Annotated in this window: 10 protein-coding genes; 9 read left to right on the forward strand and 1 reads right to left on the reverse strand. The window is 60.4% G+C overall.

All coding sequences use genetic code 11. The annotated features are described in order from the left end of the window. The 7 genes from EN781_RS11710 to EN781_RS11740 form a co-directional block, all read left to right on the forward strand. Positions 1–339, forward strand: a 339-nt coding sequence (locus tag EN781_RS11710; protein WP_127400007.1) for a DUF3095 family protein, incomplete at its 5' end; no start/stop codon positions are given. Positions 340–798: 459 nt separating this feature from the next. Further along, complete coding sequence (locus EN781_RS11715) at positions 799–2,139, forward strand: adenylate/guanylate cyclase domain-containing protein (RefSeq protein WP_126058884.1); 1,341 nt, start codon at positions 799–801, stop codon at positions 2,137–2,139. A 142-nt stretch (positions 2,140–2,281) separates the two neighbouring features. Further along, positions 2,282–4,177, forward strand: a complete 1,896-nt coding sequence (locus EN781_RS11720; RefSeq protein WP_126059398.1) for an ABC transporter ATP-binding protein — start codon at positions 2,282–2,284, stop codon at positions 4,175–4,177. Then, positions 4,174–6,072 (forward strand): ABC transporter substrate-binding protein, encoded by a 1,899-nt coding sequence (locus EN781_RS11725; RefSeq protein ID WP_126058885.1) that lies wholly within the window; start codon positions 4,174–4,176, stop codon positions 6,070–6,072. Before EN781_RS11720 ends, EN781_RS11725 begins: the two co-directional genes overlap by 4 nt. Positions 6,073–6,074: 2 nt before the next feature. Next, entirely contained in the window at positions 6,075–7,073 is a 999-nt protein-coding gene (locus EN781_RS11730; RefSeq protein WP_126058886.1) for an ABC transporter permease, read from the forward strand. Next, positions 7,070–8,251, forward strand: coding sequence for an ABC transporter permease (locus EN781_RS11735; RefSeq protein ID WP_126058887.1), 1,182 nt, complete (start codon positions 7,070–7,072; stop codon positions 8,249–8,251). The genes EN781_RS11730 and EN781_RS11735 overlap by 4 nt, the downstream gene beginning before the upstream one ends. A gap of 190 nt (positions 8,252–8,441) precedes the next feature. Then, positions 8,442–8,921: a class I SAM-dependent methyltransferase gene (locus EN781_RS11740; RefSeq protein ID WP_126058888.1), complete on the forward strand. Its 480-nt coding sequence runs from the start codon at positions 8,442–8,444 to the stop codon at positions 8,919–8,921. Positions 8,922–8,942: 21 nt separating this feature from the next. On the opposite strand, the gene EN781_RS11745 is transcribed toward EN781_RS11740, so the two are convergent. Then, complete coding sequence (locus tag EN781_RS11745) at positions 8,943–10,358, reverse strand: adenylate/guanylate cyclase domain-containing protein (protein WP_126058889.1); 1,416 nt, start codon at positions 10,356–10,358, stop codon at positions 8,943–8,945. Positions 10,359–10,463: 105 nt separating this feature from the next. On the opposite strand from EN781_RS11745, the gene EN781_RS11750 reads away from it, so the two are divergent. Both EN781_RS11750 and EN781_RS11755 read left to right on the forward strand, forming a co-directional pair. Further along, the gene (locus tag EN781_RS11750) at positions 10,464–11,387 is read left to right on the forward strand and encodes a hypothetical protein (RefSeq protein ID WP_245455428.1); all 924 of its coding nucleotides are present in this window, start codon (positions 10,464–10,466) and stop codon (positions 11,385–11,387) included. Between the two features lie 173 nt (positions 11,388–11,560). Further along, positions 11,561–11,988 (forward strand): GNAT family N-acetyltransferase (locus EN781_RS11755; RefSeq protein ID WP_127400008.1); only part of this gene is annotated, 428 nt, incomplete at its 3' end.

Here is an 11,988-nt window from a genome sequence, read left to right on the forward strand (position 1 = left end):
CTTACGGCTGTCACCGATAGATATGGCTGGACGATCGGCAGTTTCGATCCGAAGATCTACAAACGCGACGTGGCCAGCAACTCGGATTTCCGGAAGTTCGACGACGGCTTGAAGATGACCATCGACGTTGACGCGGATGTGTTGCAACGGATCGAGAACCGGCTGAAGCAGGCGGAAGAGGCGGGCATCTGCAACTATGGCCTGCACCGCCAGAAATCGGCATTGATGACATGCCTGGTCGCTTCGCCGCTGCAGCGCGATCACCTTCATTTCATCGATGGCGCGGCCGGCGGCTATGCCGTGGCTGCCGCAAGCCTGAAGGCGAAGGTACCGGTTTGATGACGGCTTTGCGGAAATCGATCTTCCGCAATATGCCTCGGCCAATGGTTCTTGGGACCCAAGTCACCATGGGAACGGACAGCCTGTCCGGAGTTGACGGGAAACCAGATTTATTGGACGCCTCACCTCCGGATAGTCGACACACGCAATGTTCTTTGGCCGCCTCGGGCTGTCTCGAGAGACGGTGTGAAGGCCTGACGGCGTCCGGGTCGGCGAATTTTTGCCCGATGTCAGTATCGTGATTGCACTCTGCCGGCGCCCTCGCCACATAAGTCGACATGACATAGATGCAGTTACGCCTGCTCCTTGGCTGCGAGGATAGTCATCCGAGAAATTCTTCGCCGCTTTTGCCGCCGAAGCCGGCCTCGTTGACTTCGGGCGACCTATTGGGCCGTTGGCGGACTGTGTTATGGCGGATCAACGGATAATGGCTTCGTCTTCGACGGGTTTCGAGAGAGCATGAGTAAAACGCAAGCAGAAATTTCTACCATTCTCATGGATAAGGTTGCAGATTGGCTGACCCAATCGGCGCTGGCGGGCAGCGACCTGGAAGCCTTGGTAAAGGGCTTTTGCGAACGGCTGGCTGCTGCCGGCCTGCCGCTAAAGCGGGTGCATTTGAGCTTTTCGATGCTGCACCCGCTTTATGATGCGCTTGGCTTCACGTGGATTCGCGGCCAGGGCATGGAAGTGGAAGGCTTCCGGGTTGAGCCCGGCGAGCCGTCCGACAGATTCCTGACCAGCCCGTACTACCATCTGCTCAGCAACAAGCTCGACCATCTGCGACGCCGGATCGACCCGTCATTGCCGCCGGAGTTTCCGATTTTCGGTGAACTCGCGCTTATGGGCGTCACCGACTACATGGCTTTCGTACATCCCTTCAGCGACGACACAAGTCAGGGCATGATCGGGTCTTGGTCCACCGACGGTACTGCAGGCTTCAGCGATAGCATGATTTCAGCGCTGCTTCGCATCCAGAGCCATCTCGCGATCGCAACCAAGATGGCGGTGCTTACCAAGCTCGCCGACAACATGATGACCACCTATCTCGGCGGCGACGCCGGCAGGCGCGTGCTTGACGGTCAGATCAGGCGCGGCGAGGGCGATACAATCCGGGCCGCACTTGTCATGGGCGACATGCGCGGCTCGACAAGGCTTGCCGCAACCTCGGGCCGTGAAATCTATATCGATACGCTGAACCAGTTTTTCGACGCCGTTGCCGCACCTTTCAATCGCAAAGGCGGGCAGATCATGAGTTTTATTGGGGACGGCTTCATTGCCGTATACCCTTGCGAACGGCACCGTTCGCAGTCCGAGATCGCCTGCCAGGCTGCTCTTGCGGCAGCGCATCAGGCTACCGCGCGCGTCGTGGATCTCAATCTGCGCCGAAAGCAGCAGGGGTTGTCCGACATAAAATTTGGCATCGGCCTGCATGTCGGCAATGTGATGTTCGGTAATGTCGGGCTTACCGACCGGCTCACATTCTCTGCCTTCGGCTCAGCTGTAAACGAGGTCCAGCGCCTCCAGATCCTGACCAAGAAGTATCCGCACAGCGTTCTCGCCAGCAAGGACTTCGCCAGCTATTGCGGCGCAAACAGCTGGCTGACGCTGGGCCATGAGGAGCTGACTGGCATCAAGCAGAAGCTGACGGTGCTTTCACCCGATCTGTCGGGTGCGCTCGCACTCGATGAGGACGGTGCGATGGAGACCATTCACGATCGGAAATCGGAGGCCGAGCAGGTCATGCTGCTGCACCGCGATGCCGCCCGGCTATCGGCGGGAGACCCGAGCAAGCTCCAGTAAGCGTAACGAACAGCCCGAACGCCCTTGGCAGGCCGTCCGGGCGCAGGTTCCGCCACTGGCCCGCTTCGAATCCAAGTTGCTACAAGCTGGCAATGCGGTAGTCTCGCTTTCTGGGAGCTGCCAGAGTGGGACTGGTGTGAGAATGAATTCGGGCGTTGATCTGCTACGGATCGAGGATGTTGGCATCTCTTTTGCCATTATTGGGGGACCCTTGCATGCGGTCAGGCGCGCAAATCTTCGCGTCCTGCCGGGCAAGGTCACCGCGCTTGTAGGCGAGTCAGGTTCCGGAAAATCGGTTCTCAGCCAGGCAGTGATGGGCATTTTGCCGAACACAGCCCATGTTCGCGGCCGTATCCTGTTTTCCGACCCTGAAAAACCCGGCATGACGCAGGATATCCTGCAGATGCCGCGTGATGGACCCGAAATCCGAGCGTTGAGAGGGAGCCGCATCGGCAAGATATTTCAGGAGCCGATGACATCGCTGTCGCCGCTGCACACGATCGGCAACCAGGTCAGCGAATCCCTGCAGATTCATACGCCCATGGCTCGGGCGGAGCGCAAGGCGCGGACCGAGGAAATGCTCAGCCTTGTCGGCTTTCCCAATCCCAGGCGCGCTTACGACATGTATCCCTTTGAACTTTCGGGAGGATTGCGTCAGCGCGCGATGATCGCCATGGCGCTTATCTGCCGGCCCGCCCTGTTGATCGCCGACGAGCCGACGACGGCGTTGGACGTCACCATACAGGCGCAAATCCTGCAATTGCTGCGCGGGCTTCAGACAAAGCTGAACATGGCGATGCTGCTGATCACGCACGACCTCGGCGTGGTCGCCAATGTCGCCGACGAGGTGGTGGTCATGTACCATGGCGAGATCATGGAAGCGGGACCCGTCGAGGCGATATTCCGCCGGCCAGGCCACCCTTACCTTAAGGGTCTGATGGCAGCCGTTCCGCATTTCGACCTGAAGCCTGGCGAAAGGCTAAAGGCGCTCCGCGAGGTGCCGGTGAGTGTCGGGAACCTGCTCGGCGAGCAGACGGCGCCGGCATCGAAGGGGCCGGACGACCTCCTGCTATCGGTCAGGGATCTGAAAAAGACCTTCACTATCCGCAAGTCCGGATGGTTCGGCGGGGATCATCAAACCTCTGTTCGTGCCGTGGACGGCGTGAGCTTCGATATCAGGCGGGGTGAGTGCCTGGGTCTGGTCGGCGAAAGCGGCTGCGGCAAAACCACCGTCAGCAAGATCCTTATGCGGGCTGTCACCCCTAGCGGCGGCTCTGTGATCTTCAACGGCCGCGATGGGCCGATCGACGTCCTGGAAGGCGAGGGAGATGCCCTGCGTATGCTGCGCGCGAAAATCCAGATGGTCTTCCAGGATCCGGTTTCGTCGCTTTCACCTCGCATGACGGTGGAGAACATCTTGAGCGAGCCGTTGGAAATCCATCAACGTGGCAATGCCGCGTCCCGACTTGCCACGGTGAAGAGCCTGATGCAGGCAATCGGGCTCGATCCGCGCTTTATCAAGCGTTATCCGCACAGTTTCTCCGGTGGGCAGCGTCAGCGTATCGGCATTGCGCGCGCCTTGGCGCTGGGGCCTGAACTCCTGATCTGCGACGAGCCGGTTTCGGCGCTCGATGTCTCTGTCCAGGCGCAGATACTGAACCTTCTGAAGGACCTGCAGAAGGAACTGGGTCTGACCTACCTGTTCATATCCCACAACCTGGCGGTGGTGGATTACATGGCAGACCGCATCGCGGTCATGTGCGGCGGGCGTATCGTCGAGCTTGCGCCGCGCGAAATTCTGCTTAGGAGACCGATCCACCCCTACACACGCTCACTGGTTGCCGCAGTACCTTTCCCTGATCTCGACAGGCCGATGGATTTCAAGACGCTGAAGCTCGGCGGCGCTTCCGACACCAGCGCTTGGGGACCGCAATTCCGCGACGAGGGCGAAGAGGATACGCTGTCGCCGCTCGACCTTGGCGGCGGCCACCTCGTGCTGGCCCGACGTTCGGCCGATGTCAGCGAGCTACGCCCTTGATCAGCCGGCGCACCGTCCTTGGGCTCATGGCTTCGGCATTTCTGCCGAATACGTCAAGCGCCGGCGATCTGGAGCCGGAATTTCTTCAGCCGCGGCTGCAGGCCGGGGCGCTGCCGGCACTCGCCGAACGTCTGCCGAAGCGCCCGCGCGCGTTGAATCTCGCTGCGATCGGCCGGCAGCCCGGCCAGTATGGCGGCACGCTGCGCACGATCATCGGCAGCCAGAAAGATATCCGGCTGATGACGATCTATGGGTATGCTCGCCTGGTCGGCTATGACGAAAAGCTCAACCTGCAACCCGACATTCTCGAAAGTTTCGACGTAGCGGATGATCGCGTCTTCACTTTCAAGATACGGGAAGGGCATAAATGGTCTGACGGTGGCACGCTGACGCCGGAGGATTTTCGCTATTGTTGGGAAGATGTCTGGCTGAACGATGAGCTTTCGCAAGGCGGGCTCGCCCCAGCCCTGCTGGCTGACGGCAAGCCGCCGCGCTTCGACATCGTCGATCCGTTGACGGTCCGCTATAGTTGGGATGCGCCCAATCCCGACTTCCTGCCCAAGCTCGCTGCTGCTTCGCCGCTATCGCTTGTTCTGCCGGCCGCCTATCTCAAGCAGTTCCACAAGAAATATCAGGATCCATTCCGGCTCGCCGGCCTGATGAAGGAGAACCGGGCCAAGAAATGGACGCTCCTGCATATCCGCATGTCGCGGCAGTATCGCCCGGAGAACCCGGATCTGCCGACGCTCGATCCCTGGCAGAACCGGACCAAGCCGCCGGCCGAACAGTTCGTCTTCGAGCGGAACCCGTTCTTTCATCGAATAGACGAGAATGGCCGGCAACTACCCTATGTTGACCGCATCGTCATGAATGTCAGCTCGTCGGCGATCATTTCCGCCAAGACCGGTGCGGGCGAGAGCGACCTGCAAAGCATGGGAATTGACTTCGCCGACTACGCCTTCCTGAAGGACGCGGAGAAGCGGTACCCGGTGAAGATGCATCTCTGGAAACGCACACAGGGTTCGCGGCTGGCGCTGCTACCCAATCTGAATTGCGCCGACCAGGTGTGGCGTGGCCTTCTTCGCGACGTTCGCGTGCGCCGCGCACTTTCGCTCGCTGTGGACAGGCGCGAGATCAACATGGCCGTGTTCTACGGATTGGCGCAGGAAAGTGCCGATACGGTCCTGACGGAGAGCCCGCTCTACCGGCCGGAATTTGCCAAAGCCTGGGTCGCCCATGACCCCGACCAGGCCAATGCCCTGCTCGACGAGGTCGGGCTTCAGACGCGTGACGATGACGGCCTGCGGATACTTCCCGATGGACGCCCGGCGCAGATCATCGTGGAAACGGCCGGCGAAAGCACGCTGGAAACCGACGCACTCGAACTCATCACCGATCACTGGCGCAAGATCGGCATTGCGCTGTTTATCCGGACTTCGCAGCGCGACATCTTCCGCAGCCGCGCGCTTGGCGGCCAGATCATGATGTCGATGTGGTCGGGCATCGACAATGGCGTGCCGACCGCCGACATGAACCCGTACCAGCTGGCCCCCACCATCGACGACCAGCTGCAATGGCCGCTCTGGGGTGCTCACTACTTGTCTCACGGCACGCTCGGCGAGGCGCCCGATCTTGCGCCTGTGGTCGAGTTGATGGCTTTGCTCAAGCGCTGGAATGCATCGACCGAAGCCACGGAGCGCGCCGAAATCTGGAATTCAATGCTGTCGATCTACACCGATCAGGTGTTCTCGATCGGCACGGTGAACGGAACGCATCAGCCGGTTCTGGCATCCTCGCGGCTGCGCAATCTGCCTGAAAAGGCGCTCTACGGCTACGACCCGACAGCCTATTTCGGTGTCTACATGCCGGATACATTCTGGCTTGGAGAGACCTGAGCGTGCTTCGATATATTGTCTGGCGCATCGCCGTGATGGTTCCAACGCTGCTGGTCATATCGGCGCTGGTGTTCACGATCATCGAACTTCCCCCTGGCGACTATTTCGACAGCTATGTTGCCGAGCTTCGGGCTCAGGGCGAAGCGGTGGATTCCGATCGCATCGAGATGATGCGCAAGGACTATGGTTTCGACAAGCCGCCGATCATTCGCTACTTCTACTGGGTCGGCGGGATGCTGCACGGCGATTTCGGCTATTCCTTCGAATATGAGCTGCCAGTTCGCGACGTCGTCGGGGAGCGAATGTGGCTGACCGTGCTGGTTTCCTTCGTCACGATCGTCTTCACCTGGCTCATCGCCTTTCCGATCGGCATGTACTCCGCCACGCATCAATACAGCTGGGGCGACTACGGCCTGACCTTCTTCGGCCTTCTCGGCCTTGCCATTCCGAACTTCATGCTGGCGCTGATCCTGATGTATTTCGCCAATATCTGGTTCGGCACGTCCATCGGCCATCTCATGGACCAGCAATATCTCAGCGAGCCGATGAGCTGGGCCAAGGCGAAGTCGATCCTCGCCCATCTTTGGATCCCGGTTTTGATCATCGGCACCGGGGGCACGGCAAGCATGATCCGGCGGCTGCGCGCCAACCTGCTGGATGAGCTACACAAGCAATATGTCGTGACCGCGCGCGCCAAAGGCCTTCATCCCTTTAAGGCGCTGGTCAAATATCCGCTGCGCATGGCGCTTAATTTCTTCATTTCGGACATCGGCTCCATCCTGCCGGCCATTATCTCCGGCGCTGAAATCACGGCGATCGTGCTGTCTTTGGAAACGACCGGGCCGATGCTGATCAAGGCGCTGCAGAGCCAGGACATGTATCTGGCGGGGTCGTTCCTGATGTTCCTCGCTTTCCTGACGGTCATCGGAGTCCTGATTTCCGACCTGGCGCTGGCGCTGCTTGATCCACGAATTCGTTTGCAGGGCGGCAGCACCAAATGAACACGCAATCGCCGCTGCCCGCTCCGGGTGCCCCACTGCAACACTACGTTTCCATCGCGCCCTTTGACCTGCAGTCGGTCGAGGCGATGACGCCGGAGCAGTCGAAGGTTTTTCAGGCGTCACAGTTGCGGCTGATGTGGTGGAAATTCCGACGGCATCGGCTTGCCCTTATATCCGGCATGTTCCTGGCAGCGCTTTATTTCGGGATACTGATCTGCGAGTTCCTGGCACCCTACAATCTGCACACGCGCAACATGGACTACATCTATTCGCCGCCGCAGCGGGTGCACCTGTTCCACAACGGCCAGTTCGTCGGGCCGTTCGTCTATGGCCGCCAGATGACGCTGGATATGGACACGCTCAAGCGGAACTACATCGAGAGACAGGATGATGTACAGCGGATCCGCTTCTTCTGCAGGGGCGACGGTTATCGGTTCTGGGGTCTGATCGAAGGTGACAGGCACCTTGTCTGCCCTGCCGAAAACGGCCAGCTCTTTCTTGCCGGCACTGACAGGCTAGGGCGCGATGTCTTCTCGCGCGTCATCTATGGCGCACGCATTTCACTGACAATCGGGCTCGTCGGCATCAGTTTCAGCTTCCTGCTTGGCATAGTCATCGGAGGCCTGGCCGGCTATCACGGCGGTATCTTCGACCTGATCGTTCAACGGATAATCGAAATTCTGCAATCGATTCCCAGCATTCCGCTATGGCTGGCTCTGGCCGCGATCATGCCGATGACCTGGAGTCCGATCCTGATCTATTTCGGCATCACCGTCATCCTCGGGCTGCTCGACTGGACCGGACTGGCGCGGGCAGTGCGTTCAAAGCTTCTAGCCTTGCGCGAGGAGGATTACGTTCTGGCCGCGCAATTGATGGGCGCCAGCAGCAGCCGCATTATCCGGCGGCACCTCATTCCCGGTTTCATGTCGCATCTGATCGCGACGGCGACGATTTCCATACCAGGCATGATCCTGGGCGAGACGGCGCTCAGCTTCCTCGGGCTCGGACTGAGGGCGCCGATAACCAGCTGGGGCATCCTGCTCACCGAGGCGCGCAGCGTCAGCGTGATCGCGTTCTATCCATGGCTGCTTTTGCCGATGCTCCCCGTCATTCTCGTCATCCTGGCGTTCAACTTCCTAGGCGACGGCTTGCGGGACGCCGCAGACCCCTACAAGTGACATCGCTGTCCCGCCGCGCGCCGGGCCCGCCGGCTGCACCGGCAAGACCCCTGTTGGCAGCCTGTTCGGTTGTTGCGGTGTTGATCGTTCGCCTCTATATGCGGCGAGGCTCGATCGGGGGTTTAACCCGTGAACCGTTATGGTCGCGGGCATTGCCGATCACTTGAGCCGGTTCAGGACACAGACGCATATGTCTCGCCTCGAGAGCTTCATCCGCAGGCTGACCGCACAGCGCGACATTCTCGATCAAGTCTGCGCGGGGGTGGCGAAGATCGAGGGCCCCGTGCTCGAACTCGGCCTCGGCAACGGCCGGACGTTCCATCATCTGCGCGAGCGCCTGCCCGGACGCCGGATCGTGGCATTCGACCGCGCGCTCGCCGCGCACGCCAGCTCAATCCCCGAAGCTGAAAACCTTGTGCTCGGCGAAATACGCGAGACGGCGAACAGGTTCATTGGCATAGACGCCGCCCTTGTTCATGCCGACATTGGCACCGGCTATGACGATCGCGATGCAGTGACCGCTACCTGGCTTCCCGATCTGACCGCGCGCCTGCTTCGCGTCGGCGGCATCGCGGTCAGCGGCACGCCGCTCGACCACCCGCAGTTGCAGCGCCTCTTGCCGCCGCCTTCGGTGCCCGCAGATCGTTATTTTATCTATAGGCGCGTGTAAGAGCCGGAACGACTCAGGTCTTCAAGGGATCGTATATACTGCTATCTCTCGCTCAATGCCGCGCAGCGAGACCTCGTGGGCTACGGGCGTCAGCGCGTTCCTGTGCAACAGGTCGGCGGTGAGATTGTCGTCGACCACCGCGCGAGTGGCGAAGATCGCCTGTGCGTTGGCAAGGTTCTGGACCCGCGACGCAATGTTGACCGTCTGGCCGAAATAATCCTGCCGCTCGTTCAAAGACACGGCGATGCAGGGGCCGGCATGGACGCCGATCTTGAGCAGCAAATCCTCGCGCCCGCTCGTGTCGTTGAGCGCACGCATCGCATCGCGCATCCTGAGGGCCGCGGCAATCGCACGATCGGGCGTCGCGAAGGTCGCCATAACCGCATCACCGATCGTCTTCACCACCGCGCCGGCCTCCGCCGCCACGATCTCGTGCAGAATCTGGAAATGCGCGCGCACGAGATCGAAGGCCGCAAGGTCGCCCACCCGCTCGTAAAGCGCGGTCGATCCGCGCAGGTCGGTGAACAGGAAGGTCAGGCTGGTAATCTTCAGGCGCTGGTCGATGTCGAGTGTATCCGTGCGATAGAGATCGCGGAACGTCTGGTTGGTGAGCAGGCGCTTGGCGGTGAGGAAGGGCCGGCGTTTGCCCAGGAAATCATGCAATGCCTCGCCGGCGATGAAGACCGTCGGCAGCACGCGGGTTTCGGTCCTGTTTTCCAGCGAAATGCGCAACGGGCCAGGTTGCATCTCCAGCGTCTGGTTCTGGATATGGTCGCGGTCGAAGACTAAAGAGAGACTTCGGCGCTCCTTTGTTGGTTCGCCCTTCACGTCGATGAACTGCGCTGAATGGGTGACCGGCTCGAAGACGATAATGAATTCGGACGGAAGCTGTATGGGCAGAACCGCCTTTTCACCGGGCGCAAGTTCGATATCCTCCAGCGAGAACGCTTCCAGCTTTTTCGCGAAATCCTCATCCGGGACATCGACGCCGGACGCCCAGTAGATCTGGCGGAAATATTCCACCATCGGCAGTTCGTGTGGATTGTGGGCCGCAATCCTGCGTATGCGGGGACTGACGGTGAATGTCACCTCGACCATCTCGTCGAGGGTCGGCGAATAGCCCTGCGAGCACAGTGCGCAGCTGTATTCGTCCTTCTGAAGGGTTTTCAGCGTGGCGTTGGTGTCGAGCACGCCGCCACAGCCGGGGCACAGGACATTCCAGGAAATGTCGAAGATGCCGACCCGCGCAGCATGGAGAAAGGCGCTTATGGCGCGCTCCTCGTCGAGGCCATGCTTGCTGGCGAAGGCCAGCGTATTGATGCGGCAAAGTTCACGGTCCTCGCCCTCCGCGATGGTTCGCTTGATCGCTTCGATTGCCAGTGGATCGACATCGGTCGATTGCCGCAGAAGCGAGAACAGATCCTGGGCTTCGTTCATCGTGCAGGCTCCGGAAAATGCGCCCTCGAGGCGAGTTGACCGGACCGCGCTTTGGTCCGAGTGCCCCATTTTACGTCGAAACGGACCGTACGGCCATTCGAATAGATGAGCCTGGTGACAGTTCAATTCCCATTCGGCAGATTTTCACCGGCCGCAAGCGGCACTTTGATGGTATATAGGCATTCATCTTTGGGGCTCGCTCCCATGCCGACATCCAACAACCCACCGTTTCCCGCGGCCCTGCGCCTTTTCTCTGTGGCGGTCATCATCGTCTTGATCGTGGGCGCGGGCCTGTTTTTCGCGCCTGTGCTGGTCAAGCCGCGCTGGCCTTGGGCCGTCACGCCGTTCAATGCCCGCTTCCTCGGCGGCTTCTACACCGCCGAAATGGTCGTGATGGCGGCGCTCCTGTTGTGGAATCGCTGGTCGCCCGGCAGGCTCGTGCTCGTCATGGCCTTCATCTTCACCGTCATCGTGTCGGCGGCTTCATTCATCAATCTCGGCTATTTCAACTTCGAGCGCAAAGCACCGTGGCTCTGGTTTTTGGTCTATCTTGGCTCGGTCGCGGTATCCGGGGTGTTCCTGTGGCGGGCCAGGGCGCGTCCTTCGGCAAAAGGCGTGACGTTAAGCGCCGCATGGCGCGGCTACATGCCGGTGGAATCGGCGATCCTTGGGCTCTATGGCGTCGGCCTGCTGCTGTTTCCCCTGACATTCAGCAGCACCTGGCCATGGCCGGTCGATGCCTTCCACGCTCAGGTCTATAGCGCCATCTTCCTCGCCGGTGCGGGCGGCATATATCTTGTGTGGAGAAGCGCGCCGCGCGAGGAACTGCTGGTGCTCGGCCTGGCGCAGTTTCTGGTTGGCCTGCTTGCCATCCTTGGCCTCGTCATCACCGACGCCGCGGTGCACCGGATCGGCTGGACGGCGACCGGAACATTGGCGTGGCTCGCCCTTTTCGGCTGGATCGGCATCAGCGGCGTCTTCAAACTGTACGTCGCCTCTCGTTACTTTGGCTCGCAATCGGCATCATAGATTGCAGAGACGGCTGGATTTTCAGGTGACGTCCGGTGCATCGTGCCCAGCCGATTACCATAGAGCATTTCATCGTTCCAAAGGAAACGGCGAACTGCTCTATCTTTGTTCGGACGCAATTCCGGGCGGAAAACCGCTTACACTTTCCTGGAATTGCTCTAGCCGGGAACGCCATGAACAGCACGACTTCGCCATCCTCCGAGAAAATCCAGCCGCAGCTCCGACCCGTGCGGCCAAGCGATGCGGAGGCGCTTTGCACGATCTTCAACATGCCGGGCTTCCGCTGGGGCACTTTCAGGATGCCCTTCGAGAGGGTGGAGCAGGTGGAGCGGCGCATCGCCAAGTCCGGCCAGGAAACCACCTGGATCGTTGCGGAGCTGGACGGCAAGGTCGTCGGCCATGGCAGCTTGGTCGTGCAGGGTTCGCCGCGCCGTTCGCATATCGGCGAGATCAACATCGGCGTCGACGATGCCTTTGTCGGCAAGGGCATTGGCTCTGCCATACTTGGCGCGCTGCTTGACGTGGCCGACAACTGGCGGGCCCTGAAACGGGTCGAATTGACGGTCTATGCCGACAACGAACCGGCCATCCGTCTCTACAC

Source organism: Mesorhizobium sp. M4A.F.Ca.ET.090.04.2.1, assembly GCF_003999085.1.
GTDB lineage: Bacteria > Pseudomonadota > Alphaproteobacteria > Rhizobiales > Rhizobiaceae > Mesorhizobium.